This is a genomic window from Streptomyces sp. NPDC057287 (assembly GCF_042667905.1).
Lineage (GTDB): Bacteria > Actinomycetota > Actinomycetes > Streptomycetales > Streptomycetaceae > Streptomyces.
In genome coordinates this window covers 231,155-247,566 of the sequence record NZ_JBHUYV010000009.1, presented here as the reverse complement: position 1 = coordinate 247,566, position 16,412 = coordinate 231,155, and the positions used below count along the sequence as shown (strand labels likewise).

Here is a 16,412-nt window from a genome sequence, read left to right as displayed (position 1 = left end):
GGGTGCGCGCGAGGCGCGCGATATACGGGCTCCTGAGCCGCCGGGGGCTACTGGCCGGCACGGTCGAGCAAAGCGGCCTTCTCCGCGAGGAGTTGGCGTACGGCCACCCCGCCGAGCGGCCGGTCCCGCACGTCGGGCCGTGAGGTGATCGCGGGGGTCGGGGCGGATGCCTGCTCGGAGTACCATCCCTGCGACGATTCCGGCCGACGCTCCGCAACGTGGCCTTCCGCGCACGCGCTTCGGGATCACGGCGCCCGTGCTCACCGCTTCGACTCCGTGGCGGAGATGCTGACGAGGGTCTCCGATGGAAGCCATCCGGTCTGTGAGGCCGCCGAAGGGCGACTCGTCCGGTCGTGAAACAGGAGATCCCGCGTCGGCCCCCACCGGATGACCGCCGCCCCACCGGAGGCCGCGCACTCTTTGCATAACACTGCATGGTTGCGTATAGTCATGCCATCGATGAGGAGGAATTTCCGATGGTGGTACGTGCGGCAGTGGCAGGGGCGAGCGGTTACGCCGGCGGGGAACTGCTCCGTCTGCTTCTCACCCATCCCCAGATCGAGATCGGGGCACTCACCGCCCACTCCAACGCCGGAGAGCGGCTCGGCGCGCTGCAGCCGCACCTGAGGCCGCTGGCCGACCGTGTGCTCCAGCCGACCACCGCCGAGGTGCTCGGCGGGCACGACGTCGTCTTCCTCGCCCTCCCGCACGGGCAGTCCGCCGCCGTGGCCGAACAGCTCGGCGACGAGGTGCTCGTCGTCGACATGGGCGCCGACTTCAGGCTCGCGGACCCAGCAGACTGGGAGCGGTTCTACGGCTCGCCGCACGCCGGGACCTGGCCCTACGGCCTGCCCGAGCTGCCCGGAGCCCGCGCCGCGCTGGAGGGGACCAAGCGCATCGCCGTCCCCGGCTGCTACCCGACGGCCGTCTCCCTCGCACTCTTCCCGGCGTACGCGGCCGGCCTCGCCGAACCCGAGGCCGTCGTCGTCGCCGCGTCCGGCACCTCCGGGGCGGGCAAGGCGGCCAAGCCGCACCTGCTCGGCTCCGAGGTCATGGGCAACATGACTCCGTACGGCGTCGGCGGGGTCCACCGGCACACCCCCGAGATGATCCAGAACCTCGGGGCGGCGGCCGGTGAGCCCGTCTCGGTGTCCTTCACGCCGACCCTCGCGCCCATGCCCCGCGGCATCCTCGCCACGTGCAGCGCGAAGGCGAAGCCCGGGGTGAGCGCCGAGTCGCTCCGTGCCGTCTACGAGAAGGCCTTCGCCGACGAGCCGTTCGTCGACCTGCTCCCCGAGGGGCAGTGGCCCGCCACCGCGGCCGTGTACGGATCGAACGCCGTGCAGATCCAGGTCGCCCACGACGAGGCGGCCGGCCGGATCATCGTGATCAGCGCCATCGACAACCTCGCCAAGGGCACCGCCGGAGGCGCCCTGCAGAGCACGAACATCGCCCTCGGGCTCCCCGAGGACACAGGTCTTTCCACGATCGGAGTCGCACCGTGAGCGTCACGGCAGCACAGGGATTCACGGCGGCGGGTATCGCCGCCGGGATCAAGGAGAGCGGCAGCCCCGACCTGGCCCTCGTGGTCAACAACGGGCCCCGCCGCGCCGCCGCGGGCGTCTTCACCTCCAACCGCGTCAAGGCCGCACCCGTCCTCTGGTCGGAACAGGTGCTCAGGGGCGGCGAGGTGACCGCGGTCGTCCTCAACTCCGGCGGCGCCAACGCCTGTACGGGCCCCCAGGGCTTCCAGGACACCCACGCCACCGCCGAGAAGGCCGCCGAGGTCCTCCCCGGGCACAGCGCGGGAGAGATCGCGGTCGCCTCGACAGGGCTGATCGGTCTGCTCCTCCCCATGGACAAGCTCCTGCCCGGCCTGGAGAAGGCCGCCGGGGCGCTGAGCGAACACGGCGGCGAGAAGGCCGCCATCGCGATCAAGACCACCGACACCGTCCACAAGACGAGCGTGGCCGGCCAGGACGGCTGGACCGTCGGCGGCATGGCCAAGGGCGCGGGCATGCTCGCCCCCGGCCTCGCCACCATGCTGGTCGTCCTCACCACCGACGCCGACGTCGAGGCACCCGCGCTCGATGGCGCGCTGCGCGCCGCCACCCGCGCCACCTTCGACCGGGTCGACTCCGACGGCTGCATGTCGACCAACGACACCGTGCTGCTCCTCGCCTCCGGGGCGAGCGGGATCACCCCCGCGCAGGCCGAGTTCGACCAGGCCGTGCAGAGCGTCTGCGCCGATCTCGCCCGCCAGCTGATCGGCGACGCCGAGGGCGCCTCGAAGGACATCCGGATCGAGGTGATCAACGCGGCGACCGAGGACGACGCCGTCGAGGTCGGCCGGAGCATCGCCCGCAACAACCTCCTCAAGTGCGCCATCCACGGCGAGGACCCCAACTGGGGCCGCGTCCTCTCCGCGATCGGCACCACGAAGGCCGCCTTCGAGCCCGACCGGCTGAACGTCGCCATCAACGACGTCTGGGTGTGCAAGAACGGCTGCGTCGGCGAGGACCGCGACCTGGTCGACATGCGCTACCGGGAGGTCAGGATCACCGCGGACCTCTCCGCGGGGGACGAGTCGGCCGTCATCTGGGCCAACGACCTGACCGCCGAGTACGTCCACGAGAACAGCGCGTACAGCTCATGAGCGCCGCGAGGAAGCACACCGCGCTGCCCAAGGCGCAGATCCTCATCGAGGCGCTGCCCTGGCTCACCCGGCACAACGGCAGGACCGTCGTCATCAAGTTCGGCGGCAACGCCATGATCGACGAAGGGCTGAAGGCCGCCTTCGCCCAGGACGTCGTCTTCCTGCGGCACGCCGGCCTCAAGCCCGTCGTCGTGCACGGCGGAGGCCCGCAGATCAGCGCCCAGCTCGACAAGCAGGGCCTGGTCAGCGAGTTCAAGGCCGGACTGCGCGTCACCACGCCCGAGGCCATGGACGTCGTACGCATGGTGCTCGCCGGACAGGTCCAGCGCGAGCTCGTCGGGCTGCTCAACGAGCACGGCCCGCTCGCCGTCGGCATGACCGGCGAGGACGCCCACACCATCACCGCGGTCCAGCACCGGCCCGTGATCGACGGTGAGGCCGTCGACATCGGCCGGGTCGGCGAGATCACCGCCATAGACACCGGGGCGATCCAGGCGCTGCTGGACGACGGCCGGATCCCGGTCATCTCCTCGATCGCCCGCTCCGCCGAGGACAACCACGTCTACAACGTCAACGCCGACACCGCCGCCGCCGCGCTCGCCGCGGCGCTGGGCGCCGAGACGCTGATGGTCCTCACCGACGTCGAGGGCCTCTACGAGGACTGGCCGAACAGCGACGACGTCATCAGCCGCCTCACCGCCACCGAGCTGGAGAAGCTGCTGCCCGACCTGTCCAGCGGCATGGTGCCCAAGATGCAGGGCTGCCTCCACGCCGTGCGCAACGGGGTCGAGACCGCCCGTGTCATCGACGGCCGGGTCCAGCACTCGATCCTGCTGGAGATCTTCACCGACGAGGGAATCGGCACCATGGTCGTGCCGGACGCGATCTCCGGCCCGACGGCCGGAGCGAAGGGGGAGTCATGAGCAACGAGGAGTACGCGCAGCGCTGGCAGGGTGCGCTGATGGACAACTACGGCACCCCGCAGCTGCCTCTGGTGCGCGGCGCGGGCGCCCGGGTGTGGGACGCGGAGGGTACCGAGTACCTCGACTTCGTCGGCGGTATCGCGGTCAACGCGCTCGGCCACGCCCACCCCGCCGTGGTCGAGGCGGTCTCCGCACAGATCGCCTCCCTCGGCCATGTCTCCAACCTCTACACCGCCGAGCCCCCCATCGCGCTCGCCGAGCGGCTGCTCCAGCTCTTCGGGCGCACCGGCAGGGTCTTCTTCTGCAACTCCGGGGCCGAGGCCAACGAGGCGGCCTTCAAGATCGGCCGCCTGACCGGGCGCACGCACATGGTCGCCACCGACGGCGGCTTCCACGGCCGGACCATGGGCAGCCTCGCCCTGACCGGCCAGCAGGCCAAGCGCACCCCGTTCCTGCCGCTGCCCGGCGACGTCACGCACGTGCCGTACGGCGATGTCGAGGCGCTCCGGGCCGCGGTGACGACCGACACGGCACTGCTGATCATCGAGCCCGTGCAGGGCGAGATCGGCGTCGTCGTCCCGCCCAAGGGCTATCTGGAGGCGGCCAGGGAGATCACCCGGGCCACCGGCACGCTGCTCGTCCTGGACGAGGTGCAGACCGGGATCGGCCGCTGCGGCCAGTGGTTCGAGCACCAGGCCCACCAAGGCGTCGAGCCCGATGTGGTCACGCTCGCCAAGGGGCTCGGCGGCGGACTGCCGATCGGCGCCACCGTCGCGTTCGGCGAGGCCGCCGACCTGCTGAAGCCCGGTCAGCACGGCACGACGTTCGGCGGCAACCCCGTCGCCTGCGCCGCCGGTCTCGCCGTGCTGGACACGCTCGCCGCCGACGGCACCCTGGACACCGTGAAGCGGCTCGGCGAGCGGATCCGGGACGGCGTCGAGGGCCTCGGGCACCCGTTGGTCTCCCACGTCCGCGGCTCCGGACTGCTGCTGGGTATCGTGCTCACCGGGCCCCTCGCACCGAAGGTGCAGCAGGCGGCTCAGGGAGCAGGGCTCCTGGTGAACGCGCCCGCCCCCGACGTCGTACGGCTGATGCCACCGCTGATCATCGGTGACGCCGAGGTGGACGCGTTCCTGCGGATTCTGCCGGGGGCTCTCGACGCGGCTTACGGGGACGGACGATCCGGGGAGTGATGATCCGGAGAATGAGGCGACGACGATGACCGAGGCGCAGGAAACCGACCACGGCGGGCCGTCGGTGCCACAGACCCGCACGGCACGCCACCGCAGGATCGTGGACATCCTGAACCGCCAGCCGGTGCGTTCGCAGAGCCAGTTGGCGAGACTCCTGTCCGACGACGGGCTGAGCGTCACCCAGGCGACGCTCTCCCGCGACCTGGACGAGCTCGGTGCGGTGAAGATCCGCAACACCGGGGGCGAGCTGATCTACGCGGTGCCGAGCGAGGGCGGTTTCCGCACCCCGCAGGCGCCGCTCGGCGGGTCGGCCAAGGAGGAGCGGATGCGCAGGCTCTCCGCGGAGCTGCTCATCTCCGCGGAGGCTTCGGCCAACCTCGTGGTGCTGCGTACGCCGCCGGGCGCGGCGCAGTTCCTCGCCTCGGCGATCGACCAGGCCGAACTCCGGGCGATCCTCGGCACGATCGCGGGTGACGACACGCTGATGCTGATCAGCCGTGACCCCAACGGCGGTCAGGCCCTGGCCGACCACCTGCTGCGGCTGGCCCAGAACGACCGCGCGCCTCAGTAACGGGTGATCGCGGTCGGGCCGGACGCCGTCCCGACCGCGATGTGCGGACGGCGGTCCGGATCGGCCCAGACCAGGATCCGGTCCATGGCGGCCGCCGGCACGGACACACAGCCGGCGGTCGCGCCCCTCCCGTCGACGTGGAGGAAGATCCCGGCTCCTCTGCCCCGCACCGGCCGGTCGTAGTTGAAGCCGATGACGAGCGCCCGGGCGTACTGGGCCGCGTAGCCGACGAGGTGCTCGGACTCCTCCGCGCGGCAGTCGGCGGGCCTCGGTTCCACCCAGCGGTTGTAGGCCGTGGACGCGTTGTCCTGGCACCACCACGAGTCCTCGCCGATCGGCCGGTACGGGTAACGGGTCCCGGGCGGGGCGGCCCCGGTTCCGAAGGCGTAGGGCAGGCCGTACAGCCCGGTGGGCGTGGTGTTCGTGCCCTGGGTCCGGGAGGAACCCTCGGCCAGACCGTTCGCCCCGAAGCGGGCGGGCGCCGAACCCGCCGCCACCCAGCCGTCCCCCGACCGGTCCCACCAGGTGAGCGTGCCCGTGGTGGAGTCCGTGCCGGAGGCCTCGGCGGTGATCAGCTGTGTACCGCCGCCGGTGTCGGCCAGCCGCTCCGGAAGAGGCGGCGGCCCCGCCGGCCGCGCGGCGAGTGAACCGGCCAGAGCCAGCAGGACCGAGGCGGTCACCAGGAGTCTGCGCATGCTCCGGACCGTACGGGGCGCGGCGGACCGCCCCCACCGCTCCTGCTCCGTACGGCCCAGCGCCTCACCCCGCCGGGGGCGAGGGCATCGCGGGCAGCGGCAGCGGGAGCCCCGGCAGCCCGTCGATGCTGGTCGCGATGTCGGACTTCTTCTCGAAGTACCTGCTCAGGCTCTCGTCGTCCTCGCGACGGAACCGGTCGGCGTGCAGGGAGCGGTCCTCGTCGTAGGACATGAACGGCACCGCGTAACCGCAGGAATCCCGGATCAGTTCAGCCGTCACGACGATGATCGCGCGCAGCCCGTGGGGGGTCGGGTCGATGCCGGGGAAATGGCCGAGCAGCCCGGGGAAGCGCGGATCGTCACGGAAGACGGGCTCGCCGCGGCCGTGCACGCGGACGATGTTCGGCGGGCCCTGGAACGCGCACCACATGAGGGTGATGCGGCCGTTCTCCCGGAGATGGGCGATGGTCTCCGCGGTGCTGCCGGCGAAGTCGAGGTAGGCCACGGTCCGTCCGTCGACGACGGCGAACGACCCGCTCATGCCCTTGGGCGAGAGGTTGACCGTGCCGTCGCCGTCCAGGGGTGCGGTAGCGGTGAAGAAGAGCGGCTGCTCCTCGATGAACGTCCGGAGTCTGCCTTCGATGCGTTCGTGTGTCTTTCCCATGAGGCCATTGTCGGGCGGACCGGCTCGCCGGGCGGGGGCATTTCACAGGTCGGACGGCCTTCGCGCGGCCGTCCGGACGACCGCGGCAGGCACATGTGACGCGTGTGCCGATCGCCGGCCGCGAGGGCGCCACCGCCTCGGAGACAGCCATGTGCACCGTCCTGACCAGCAACTTTGACAAAGCATGCAGACCATCGCATAGTTATGCCATTCGTGATCGCGCCGTGAGGCGGACGCACACCCCTTGCACTCCCGAGGAGCACGCAGTGAGCAACGGCACCGGAAACAGCGACGTACGCCTCTGGGGCGGCCGTTTCGCCGACGGTCCGGCCGAGGCGCTGGCCAGGCTGTCCGCGTCCGTCCACTTCGACTGGCGGCTCGCGCCGTACGACATCGCGGGCTCCCGCGCCCACGCACGCGTGCTCAACAAGGCAGGGCTGCTCACCGCCGACGAGCTGGCCCGGATGATCGAGGGGCTGGACGCGCTCGAAGCCGCGGTGGCCGACGGTTCGTTCACCGGGACCATCGCCGACGAGGACGTCCACACCGCCCTGGAGCGGGGCCTCCTGGAGCGCCTCGGCCCCGACCTCGGCGGCAAGCTGAGGGCCGGCCGGTCGCGCAACGACCAGGTCGCCACGCTCTTCCGGATGTACCTGCGCGACCACGCCCGCGTCATCGGCGGTCTGATCGCCGAACTCCAGGACGCACTGGTGGGGCTGGCGGAGGCGCACCCGGACGTGGCCATGCCCGGCCGTACGCACCTCCAGCACGCCCAGCCCGTCCTCTTCGCCCACCACGTCCTGGCCCATGTGCAGCCCCTGTCCCGGGACGCCGAGCGGCTGCGGCAGTGGGACGAGCGGACCGCCGTGTCGCCGTACGGCTCCGGCGCACTGGCGGGGTCGTCCCTCGGGCTCGACCCGGAGGCGGTCGCTGCCGACCTCGGCTTCGAGCGCGGGTCCGTCGCCAACTCCATCGACGGCACCGCGTCCCGCGACTTCGTCGCGGAGTTCGCCTTCATCACCGCGATGATCGGCGTCAACCTCTCCCGCATCGCCGAGGAGATCATCATCTGGAACACGAAGGAGTTCTCCTTCGTCACGCTCCACGACGCCTTCTCCACCGGTTCCTCGATCATGCCGCAGAAGAAGAACCCGGACATCGCAGAGCTGGCCCGCGGCAAGTCCGGCCGCCTCGTCGGGAACCTCACCGGGCTGATGGCGACCCTCAAGGCCCTCCCCCTCGCGTACAACCGCGACCTCCAGGAGGACAAGGAGCCGGTCTTCGACTCCTGCGACCAGCTGGAGGTCCTGCTGCCCGCGTTCACCGGGATGATGGCCACGCTCACCGTCAACCGGGAGCGCATGGAGGAGCTGGCCCCGGCGGGCTTCTCGCTCGCCACGGACATCGCCGAGTGGCTGGTCAAGCAGGGCGTCCCCTTCCGGGTGGCGCACGAGGTCGCGGGCGAGTGCGTGAAGGTCTGCGAGCAGCAGGGCATCGAGCTCGACGAGCTGACGGACGAGCAGTTCGCGAAGATCTCCGAGCACCTCACCCCGGAGGTGCGCACGGTGCTCGACGTGCCCGGCGCGCTCGCCTCCCGCGACGGCCGCGGCGGGACCGCCCCCTCCGCCGTCGCCGTCCAGCTGGCCGAGGTGAAGGCCGACCTGGTGACGCAGCACGCCTGGGCGACCGCGCGCGGATGATTCGCAGGCATCGCGGGCTACGTTGACGGGAAGGCGTTCGGAACGACCGACCCAGAGGAGCCCGCGATGCCCTTCGCCCGCCTGAACCGAGCGACCACCCCGACCTCCCACATCGGGCTCGGCCTGGCCGCCGTCGGCAGGCCCGGCTACATCACTCCGCACCGTGACCGCGATCTTCCCGGCGATCGCGGTGCGGACGCCCTGCGCGCCCGCACCCACGAACTCCTGGACGCGGCCTACGCCCAGGGAGTGCGCTACTTCGACGCGGCCCGCTCCTACGGCCGCGCCGAGGAGTTCCTCGCGGAGTGGCTGACGGCCCGCCCCGAGGTGACGGACGTGGTCGTCGGCAGCAAGTGGGGCTACACCTACACCGCCGACTGGCGCGTCGACGCCGAGACGCACGAGGTGAAGGACCACGGCCTCGGCACCTTCGAGCGCCAGCACGCGGAGACGGCCGGACTGCTCGGCGCCCGGCTCGATCTCTACCAGATCCACTCGGTGACCGCGGACAGCCCGGCGCTGACCGACAAGGCCCTGCACGCGCGTCTCGCCGAGCTCGCCGCCGGGGGCACCACGGTCGGCTTCTCCACGAGCGGTCCGGCCCAGGCCGACGCAGTCCGGGCGGCCCTGGCCGTGACCGTGGACGGCGAGCCCCTCTTCCGTACGGTCCAGGCCACCTACAACGCCCTGGAGACCTCCGCCGGACCGGCGCTCGCCGAGGCGCACGACGCGGGACTCACCGTCATCGTCAAGGAGGCTTTGGCCAACGGCCGGCTCGCCGGCACCGAAGCGCCCGCCGTGGTCCGGGAGATCGGTGCCGAGGCCGGGCTGGACGCCGACGCCGTGGCCCTGGCGCTCGGCCTGCACCAGCCGTGGGCCGGAGTCGTCCTGTCCGGCGCGGCCACCGTCACCCAGCTGGCGGCCAACCTGCACGCGCCGCTGCTCGACCTGGACCCGGACCGGCTGGACCGGCTGGCCGCCCTGGTGGAGGAGCCCGAGGCGTACTGGCGCCACCGGGCCTCACTGCCCTGGAGCTGAACCGGATCCCACCCAGTCGGCGAGCGCGTCGAAGTCCGTCCTCACCAGCCCCACCCGGGGGTCGATCTGCCGCAGCAGCGCCCGCCCGGGGTGGTGCGCGGCGACCCACGCCGTGTCCAGGTCCGTGACCTCGTCGTCGATCCAGGCGAACGGCCTCCCGTCCGCGTACGCGACGACGTGGTGCGTCTTCCAGTACGTCCCGTCACCGGTGACGCCGTGCATGTCCGGCCAGTCGATGTAGGGCAGCGGCGGCAGGCCCAGATGCGGGGCGATCCACTCGTTCGCCTCGTTCTTCCAGGTGGTGGCCCAGACGAGTTCGTACCGGTCGGTGAGGGTCAGCAGCTCGTCGCCGTGGTCCGGGTTCAGCAGCACGGGCAGGGGCGGCCCCGAATCCCACCCGGTCGGTCGCATCCGGTGCCGCTCGTATCCCTGGGGGGTCCTGCGGCGGGACAGAGCCGCGTAGGGGTTGAGCGGACCGTCGATGTCGATCAGCAGCAGCGGCTTCATGGCGTCATGGTGCCCGTACCGGGCCGGAGAGTCGACGCCATTACGTAACGAGGCAGTGAGACATGCATGTCTCAAATGGTTTACCCTCGTCTCATGACTCTTGATCGTGAGCAGGTGCTGCGGAGCGCCGCCGCTCTGCTGACCCGCAAATCGACGGCGACCATGGACGAGGTCGCCAGGGCCGCGGGGATCGGCCGCGCCACCCTGCACCGGCACTTCGCCGGGCGGGACGCCCTCGTGGGTGCGCTGGAGAACCTCGGGATCCAGGAGTTCGAAGCCGCCCTCGACGCCGCCGGGCTCGACGAGGGGAGCGCGGAGGACGGCCTGCGGCGGCTCGTCGCGGCCGTCGAGCCGAGTGCGGGACTGCTGTCCTTCCTCGTCACGGAGAACCAGCTCTTCGAGGGCGACGACGTCAACGAGGGCTGGAGCCGCCTCGACGCGCGGGTCTCCGCCTTCTTCCGGCGCGGCCAGGAGCGCGGCGAATTCCGGATCGACCTCACCCCGGCCTGGCTGACCGAGGCACTGTACGGCCTGATCGGGAGCTGCGCGTGGTCCGTGCAGACGGGCCGCGTCGCCGCGCAGGACTTCCCCTACATGATCGTCGAGTTGCTCCTGGGCGGAGCACGCCGGAGCGTGGAGAAATGAGCAGCACCAATCAGCGGGCGGGCGTCACGGGCGACCCGCACCACCCGGGCCGGTGGGTCGCCCTCGCCGTCCTCGTCCTCGCCGTGCTGCTGGTCGCCGTCGACGCGACCGTCCTCGGACTGGCGACCCCGTTCCTCAGCGAGGACCTCGAACCGACCGGCACCCAGCTGCTCTGGATCGGAGACGTCTACTCCTTCGTGATCGCCGGGCTGCTCGTCTCCATGGGCAGCCTCGGTGACCGCATCGGCCGGAAGAAGCTGCTGCTGACCGGCGCGACCGCCTTCGGGGCGGTGTCCGTGCTCAACGCCTACGCCTCCAGCCCCGAGATGATGATCGTGGCCAGGGCGCTGCTCGGTGTCGCGGGCGCCACCCTGATGCCCTCCACACTCGCCCTGATCCGCAACCTCTTCCACGACCCGCGCGAGCGCAGTCTCGCCGTCGGCATCTGGGGCGCCATGGCGTCGGCGGGCGCCGCCGTCGGCCCCGTCGTGGGCGGGCTGCTGCTGGAGCACTTCTGGTGGGGCTCGGTCTTCCTGATCAACCTGCCCGTGATGGCGGTCCTCGTCGCCGTCGGCATCAAGATGATCCCCGAGTCCAAGAACCCGGCGCCTGGCCCGTGGGACCTGCTCAGCGTGGGGCTCTCCCTGGTCGGCATGATCGGCGTCGTGTACGCCATCAAAGAGGCTGCCGCACACGGTGTGAGCTGGGAGAACGTCGCGGCTGCCGTGGGCGGGGTGCTGGCGCTCACCTGGTTCGTGCGCCGTCAGCTGAAGCTCCCCGCGCCACTGCTGGACATGCGGCTCTTCCACCACCGGGGTTTCTCCGGGGCGGTCCTCGCCGACCTTCTGACGATCCTCGGCCTGTCCGGGATCGTCTTCTTCCTCTCCCAGTTCCTCCAGCTGGTCCAGGGACGGGGCCCGCTGGAGGCCGGGCTCGCCGAACTGCCCGCGGCGGTCGGCGCGGTGACCGCGGGTCTCCTGGCGGGGAGGGTCGCACGCCGCTACTCCGTGCGCTCCGTGGTCGCCGGCGGGCTCGGCGCCATCGGTGTGTCGCTCGCCGTGGTCACGGTGATCCACAAGGAGACCGGCTACCCCCTGATCGGGGTCCTGCTGCTGGTGGTGGGCGTCGGCGCGGGCTTCGCCTTCACCGTCACCTCCGACGTCATCCTCTCCAGCGTCCCGAAGGAGCAGGCGGGCTCGGCGTCAGCGGTCTCCGAGACGGCGTACGAGCTCGGCGCCGCCCTCGGCATCGCGCTGCTCGGGTCCATCGTCACCGGCGTCTACAAGGGCTTCGGAACCCCCGAGGGCACCCCCGCCGCCGCCGCGGCGGCGGCCCACGAGTCGCTGGGCGGAGCCGTGGAGACGGCCGAGCGACTCCCCGGGCCCGTGGGGAACGAACTCGTCGTCGCGGCCCAGGAGGCCTTCGTCAACGGGCTGCGGGTCTCGGCCGCGGTCGGCGCCGTCGTACTGCTCGCGACCGCGGTCTCCGCGTGGTACCTGCTGCGCGACCAGAAGCTGGAGGAGGGAATCATCCCGGACGAGTGAGTGGCCCGGCGCGTCCGCGCCGGGCCACTCGAAGTGCACTCGTCCGGCTCAGGCGGCCTTGGCCTTCGTGGCGTACATGTCGACGTACTCCTGACCGGACAGCCGCATCACCTCGGCCATCACGGAGTCCGTGACCGCCCGCAGGACGTAGCGGTCGCGGTCCATGCCCTCGTAGCGCGAGAACTCCATCGGCTCACCGAAGCGGACCGTGACCTTGCCCGGGCGGGGCAGACCGGAGCCGCCCGGCTGCAGCTTGTCCGTGCCGATCATCGCGAACGGCACGACCGGCGCGCCGGTCATCAGGGTCAGGCGCGCGATGCCCGTACGGCCCCGGTAGAGCCTGCCGTCGGGGGAGCGGGTGCCCTCGGGGTAGATGGCGAAGGCGTTGCCCTCCTCCAGCACCCGGCGGCCCGTCATCAGCGCGGCGACACCGCCGCGCCCGCCGTCCCGGTCCACCGGGATCATTCCGCAGCCCGTGAAGAACCACGCCATCAGCCGGCCCTTGAGGCCCTTGCCGGTGACGTACTCGTCCTTGCCGATGTAGAACACGGGCCGGTCGCAGCAGATCGGCATGATCATCGAGTCGATGAACGTCAGGTGGTTGCCCGCGAGGATCACCGGACCGGTCCCGGGGATGTTCTCGACACCCTCCACCTGTGGCCGGAAGAGCAGGCGCAGGATGGGTCCGAGCACTGCCTTGATGACCGTGAGTCGGGACAACGCTTCCTCCGGTGTCGTGGCCGGGCGGCCGGGGCGGGAATTCGCGAGGGTCTGTGCAGGTGAGGACGATACTCGCGGGTCCCGCCTCTCCGCACATCGGGTTCACCGGGCCGATACGCAGTGTTGACGTGTGTTTCCGCCATGTTCGTCCACGGGCCGCCCCACCGATGGCGTAGCTGCCTACGATCAAGCCTCCCCCGATGGTGCCGGACATCACACGCGAGGAGCATTCATGACAGAGCGCGCGCAGACTGCACCCGGTCGGCGGACCCTCCTGGGGGCCGCCGTCCTCGGTACGGCGGCCCTGGGAATCACCGGTACGGCGCACGCCGCCGGGCGTGGCGCGCCCGACGGACGGAGCGGCGGTCACGGCTCCTACCGGGACCTGCCCGTGCCCACCGTCATCGGCCACCGCGGCGCCAGCGGCTACCGCCCCGAGCACACGCTCGGCTCCTACCAGCTGGCGCTGGACATGGGCGCGCACATCGTCGAGCAGGACCTCGTGCCGACCAGGGACGGGCACCTGGTCTGCCGCCACGAGAACGACATCACCGGCACCACGGACGTCGCCGAGCACCCCGAATTCGCGAGCCGCAAGGCCACCAAACAGGTCGACGGCATCTCGCTCACCGGCTGGTTCACCGAGGACTTCACCCTCGCCGAGCTGAAGACCCTCCGGGCGAAGGAGCGCATTCCCGGCACCCGCCAGGAGAACACCCTGTACGACGGCCGCTGGGAGATCCCCACCTTCGAGGAGGTCCTGCGCTGGGCGGACAAGGAGGGGCGCAGGCGCGGCAGGCCCGTCTGGCTCTACGTCGAGACCAAGCACCCCTCCTACTTCAGGGGCCTGGGACTCTCCCTGGAGGAGCCGCTCGCGAAACTGCTGCGCCGCTACGGCCGGCACCGGGCGAACTCCGCGCTGATCCTCCAGTCCTTCGAACCGGGCTCGGTGCGGCGGCTGTCGGAGCTCGTCGCCACTCCTCGTGTCGTGCTCCTGTCCGGGCCGAAGGAGCGGCCCTGGGACTTCGTCGAGGCCGGCGACCCCCGAACCGTCGCCGATCTGGTGACGCCCGCCGGCCTGAAGTGGATCGCCTCGTTCGCACAGGGCATCGGCCCCACCCTGGACCTGGTCGTCCCCAGGGATGCCGCCGGACGGCTGACCACCCCCACCACCCTGGTCGCGGACGCGCACGCGCGGGGCCTGGTCCTGCACCCCTACACCCTGCGCAACGAGAACACCTTCCTGCCCGCGGAGTTCCGGCGCGGCACGGACCCGAACGCGTACGGCGACGCGTTCGGCGCGCTCAAGGTGTACTTCGAGGCGGGCATCGACGGGATCTTCGCCGACAACCCGGACACCGCCCTGCTCGCGGCAGCCGACTTCGCCCGGGACTGAGCCCGCGCGGCCGGCCGGGCGTCAGCCGTCCGGCCGGCGTGCCCCGGTCGGGTGGAGCTCCCCGTGTCCGGCAACCGGCCACCCGCGGGGAGCGTTGACGGGGCATGCATCTTCTTGATCATGACCCCGTGACGCAGGCCGGGGCGGCGGGAGACCGCGTGCGGGCCGTCGTCCATGCGCTGCAGGCGCTCGTGCGGGCGGAGGCGGGAGCCGAGGCCCCGGCCGCCGGGACCGAGGCCGCGGACCTGGAACAGGCGGTGTGGCTGCGGCTGCTGGAGCGCGGCGCCGCGTCGGCGGTGCCCGCCGACCCCGCCCGCTGGGTCCGCGCCGCCGTGCGGGCGGAGGCGCGCACAGCCCGCCGCCGGACCCGGCGCGAGCGCTCCTACGCCGCGGACGGGCCCCCGGGCGACTGGTCCGGCTGTCCCGAACGGATCGCGGTGGGAGCCGACGAACGCAGGGCGCTGCGCGCCGCGGTGGGCCGGCTGCCCGGGAGATGCCCGCGCATACTTGAGGCGATGCTGGCTCCTCACGATCCGACGTACCGGGAAATCGCAGGGGAGTTGGGTATGTCACAGGGCAGTTTGGGTCCTATGCGTTCCCGATGCCTTGGATGTCTGCGCAGAATGCTCGCGGCGGAGGTTGTAGCTCCTGAACTGCGGGGAAAGGAGCGGTAGACAACCGGCGGATCAGGTGAGCGGGAGGCATGCACACATGGGCATGAGTGTGACCATCTCGGCGGCGGCGGCACAGGACGTCGAGCAGATCTTCAGACTCCAGTACCTCTGTTTCCAGAGCGAGGCGGAGCTCTACGGCAACTACCGGATCGACCCACTCGTCCAGACCCTCGACTCCGTCCGGGACGAAGTCGCCACGGACCTGGTGTTCGTGGCCCGGCTCGGCGACGAAGTCGTCGGCTCGGTACGCGGCTTCACCGACAAGGACGGCACCGGCCGGATCGGCAAGCTCTGCGTCCACCCCCGGCTCCGCAACCACGGTCTCGGCACCCGGCTCCTGCGTGCCGCGGAATCCGGCCTGGCCGACGGGCGTTCGGCCACCCGCTTCCGCCTGCACACGGGGGAGCGCAGCGAGGGCAACCTCCGGCTCTACCGCAAGGCGGGCTACGCCCGGGTGGGGAACGAGACCGGAGGGGACGGCGTCAAGCTGGTCCTGCTGGAGAAGGACGCCACGGCGTCGGCCTATGCGGCCAGCGCCTGAACGACTCCCGTGACGCCCGCTCTCAGGCGTTGCGCGCGCGGCGCAGCCAGATCATCCCGGTGACCGGAAGGATCACCGGGATGAGCAGGTAGCCCATGCCGAATCCCGACCACACGGTTGAGTCGGGGAAGGCGGACGGCTCCACCAGCGTCCACGTACCGACGATCAGCACGCCCGCGAGCTCGGCGGCGCAGCACATCAGCGCCGCCCTGCGCGCCTTCTCGCCGCCCCGCACCAGCGAGTACGTGATGAAGCCGTACACGACCGCGGCGACGGCCGAGAGGGTGTACGCGAGCGGAGCCTTCCCGAAGTCCAGGATCATCTCGACGATCGAGCGGGACGCGGCGGCCACCGTGAACACCCCGTAGAACCAGACCAGTACCCGGCCCGGCCCGGTGCCGAGCTCGAACTGCTGCTTCTGCCGCGGGGCGGGGGAGGCGGGCGTCCCCGTGCGGTCGGTGTCGCTCATGGTCAGTTTCCCCAGATGTCGTAGAGCCGCACTTCGAGGACGGCGAGCACGACCGCACCGGCCGCCACCGTCACCGAACCCCAGCGGGTCCGCTCCGACAGCGACAGGAATCCCGCCGCCGGCACGGCCGCGAAGGCGCCGATCAGATAGGCGATGAAGATCGTCATGCCCTGTTCGGGCCGCTCGCCGCGTGCCAGCTGCACGATTCCCACGACCAGCTGCGCCAGTGCCAGCACGGAGACGACCGCCATGCCGATGAAGTGCCAGTCCTTCGTGGGCTGGTCCCGGTAGGCGGCGAATCCGCACCAGGCGGCGAGGGCGATCGCGGTCACGGCGACCGCGACCGTCAGGGCGTCAAGCATGAGGTGAGGGTATTACGGGCGGCCGCGGCCGCCGCGTGCGGCCCCGGCCGCGGGTGGGCCCGGGCCGTGTCCAGGAATCGTGGCCTTTGCCACAGGCTCCCCAGGGCATGATCG

Annotated in this window: 18 protein-coding genes; 12 read left to right on the top strand and 6 right to left on the bottom strand. The window is 71.5% G+C overall.

Going from position 1 to position 16,412, the window contains the following annotated elements; all coding sequences use genetic code 11:
- Positions 1-476 precede the first annotated feature (476 nt).
- Genes argC through ACFUNE_RS19790 form a run of 5 tightly spaced genes read left to right on the top strand, consistent with a single transcriptional unit; the run spans position 477 to position 5,343 of the window.
- Positions 477-1,505 carry an N-acetyl-gamma-glutamyl-phosphate reductase gene (gene argC, locus ACFUNE_RS19810; protein WP_383569254.1) on the top strand — a complete coding sequence of 343 codons (1,029 nt, stop codon included), beginning with the start codon at positions 477-479 and terminating at the stop codon, positions 1,503-1,505.
- Positions 1,502-2,656: a bifunctional glutamate N-acetyltransferase/amino-acid acetyltransferase ArgJ gene (gene argJ / locus ACFUNE_RS19805; protein WP_383569251.1), complete on the top strand. Its 1,155-nt coding sequence runs from the start codon at positions 1,502-1,504 to the stop codon at positions 2,654-2,656. Before argC ends, argJ begins: the two co-directional genes overlap by 4 nt.
- A complete protein-coding gene (gene argB, locus ACFUNE_RS19800; protein ID WP_383569248.1) occupies positions 2,653-3,579 on the top strand; it encodes an acetylglutamate kinase in 927 nt (308 codons plus the stop codon). Before argJ ends, argB begins: the two co-directional genes overlap by 4 nt.
- A complete protein-coding gene (locus ACFUNE_RS19795) occupies positions 3,576-4,772 on the top strand; it encodes an acetylornithine transaminase (RefSeq protein WP_383569245.1) in 1,197 nt (398 codons plus the stop codon). The genes argB and ACFUNE_RS19795 overlap by 4 nt, the downstream gene beginning before the upstream one ends.
- 25 nt (positions 4,773-4,797) lie before the next feature.
- Positions 4,798-5,343: an arginine repressor gene (locus ACFUNE_RS19790; RefSeq protein WP_383569242.1), complete on the top strand. Its 546-nt coding sequence runs from the start codon at positions 4,798-4,800 to the stop codon at positions 5,341-5,343.
- Here the strand turns inward: ACFUNE_RS19790 and ACFUNE_RS19785 are convergent.
- Together ACFUNE_RS19785 and ACFUNE_RS19780 are read right to left on the bottom strand one after the other, a co-directional pair.
- Positions 5,337-6,038 (bottom strand): L,D-transpeptidase, encoded by a 702-nt coding sequence (locus tag ACFUNE_RS19785; RefSeq protein WP_383569240.1) that lies wholly within the window; start codon positions 6,036-6,038, stop codon positions 5,337-5,339. The genes ACFUNE_RS19790 and ACFUNE_RS19785 overlap by 7 nt on opposite strands.
- A 64-nt stretch (positions 6,039-6,102) precedes the next feature.
- Positions 6,103-6,702 (bottom strand): pyridoxamine 5'-phosphate oxidase family protein, encoded by a 600-nt coding sequence (locus ACFUNE_RS19780; protein WP_383569237.1) that lies wholly within the window; start codon positions 6,700-6,702, stop codon positions 6,103-6,105.
- Between the two features lie 266 nt (positions 6,703-6,968).
- On the opposite strand from ACFUNE_RS19780, the gene argH reads away from it, so the two are divergent.
- Both argH and ACFUNE_RS19770 read left to right on the top strand, forming a co-directional pair.
- Positions 6,969-8,402, top strand: a complete 1,434-nt coding sequence (gene argH, locus ACFUNE_RS19775; RefSeq protein ID WP_383569234.1) for an argininosuccinate lyase — start codon at positions 6,969-6,971, stop codon at positions 8,400-8,402.
- A 66-nt stretch (positions 8,403-8,468) separates the two neighbouring features.
- Entirely contained in the window at positions 8,469-9,440 is a 972-nt protein-coding gene (locus ACFUNE_RS19770) for an aldo/keto reductase (RefSeq protein ID WP_383569231.1), read from the top strand.
- Here ACFUNE_RS19770 and ACFUNE_RS19765 read toward each other — a convergent pair.
- Positions 9,423-9,947, bottom strand: a complete 525-nt coding sequence (locus tag ACFUNE_RS19765) for an HAD domain-containing protein (protein ID WP_383569228.1) — start codon at positions 9,945-9,947, stop codon at positions 9,423-9,425. The two genes, ACFUNE_RS19770 and ACFUNE_RS19765, sit on opposite strands and share 18 nt — an antisense overlap.
- Positions 9,948-10,040: 93 nt before the next feature.
- Between ACFUNE_RS19765 and ACFUNE_RS19760 the strand changes: the two genes are divergently transcribed.
- Both ACFUNE_RS19760 and ACFUNE_RS19755 read left to right on the top strand, forming a co-directional pair.
- Positions 10,041-10,592 (top strand): TetR/AcrR family transcriptional regulator, encoded by a 552-nt coding sequence (locus tag ACFUNE_RS19760; protein ID WP_383569225.1) that lies wholly within the window; start codon positions 10,041-10,043, stop codon positions 10,590-10,592.
- Positions 10,589-12,136 carry an MFS transporter gene (locus tag ACFUNE_RS19755; RefSeq protein WP_383569222.1) on the top strand — a complete coding sequence of 516 codons (1,548 nt, stop codon included), beginning with the start codon at positions 10,589-10,591 and terminating at the stop codon, positions 12,134-12,136. The genes ACFUNE_RS19760 and ACFUNE_RS19755 overlap by 4 nt, the downstream gene beginning before the upstream one ends.
- 48 nt (positions 12,137-12,184) lie before the next feature.
- Here ACFUNE_RS19755 and ACFUNE_RS19750 read toward each other — a convergent pair whose 3' ends face one another.
- Positions 12,185-12,856, bottom strand: a complete 672-nt coding sequence (locus ACFUNE_RS19750; RefSeq protein ID WP_383569219.1) for a lysophospholipid acyltransferase family protein — start codon at positions 12,854-12,856, stop codon at positions 12,185-12,187.
- A 232-nt stretch (positions 12,857-13,088) separates the two neighbouring features.
- On the opposite strand from ACFUNE_RS19750, the gene ACFUNE_RS19745 reads away from it, so the two are divergent.
- The 3 genes from ACFUNE_RS19745 to ACFUNE_RS19735 all read left to right on the top strand — a co-directional run bounded on the left by ACFUNE_RS19745 (position 13,089) and on the right by ACFUNE_RS19735 (position 15,467).
- A complete protein-coding gene (locus ACFUNE_RS19745) occupies positions 13,089-14,252 on the top strand; it encodes a glycerophosphodiester phosphodiesterase (RefSeq protein ID WP_383569216.1) in 1,164 nt (387 codons plus the stop codon).
- A 104-nt stretch (positions 14,253-14,356) separates the two neighbouring features.
- Positions 14,357-14,926, top strand: a complete 570-nt coding sequence (locus ACFUNE_RS19740; RefSeq protein ID WP_383569213.1) for a sigma-70 family RNA polymerase sigma factor — start codon at positions 14,357-14,359, stop codon at positions 14,924-14,926.
- 37 nt (positions 14,927-14,963) lie between these two features.
- A complete protein-coding gene (locus ACFUNE_RS19735; protein ID WP_383569210.1) occupies positions 14,964-15,467 on the top strand; it encodes a GNAT family N-acetyltransferase in 504 nt (167 codons plus the stop codon).
- Between the two features lie 22 nt (positions 15,468-15,489).
- Here ACFUNE_RS19735 and ACFUNE_RS19730 read toward each other — a convergent pair whose 3' ends face one another.
- Both ACFUNE_RS19730 and ACFUNE_RS19725 read right to left on the bottom strand, forming a co-directional pair.
- Complete coding sequence (locus ACFUNE_RS19730) at positions 15,490-15,936, bottom strand: hypothetical protein (RefSeq protein ID WP_383569207.1); 447 nt, start codon at positions 15,934-15,936, stop codon at positions 15,490-15,492.
- A gap of 2 nt (positions 15,937-15,938) precedes the next feature.
- Entirely contained in the window at positions 15,939-16,298 is a 360-nt protein-coding gene (locus ACFUNE_RS19725; protein WP_383569204.1) for a hypothetical protein, read from the bottom strand.
- Positions 16,299-16,412 lie beyond the last annotated feature (114 nt).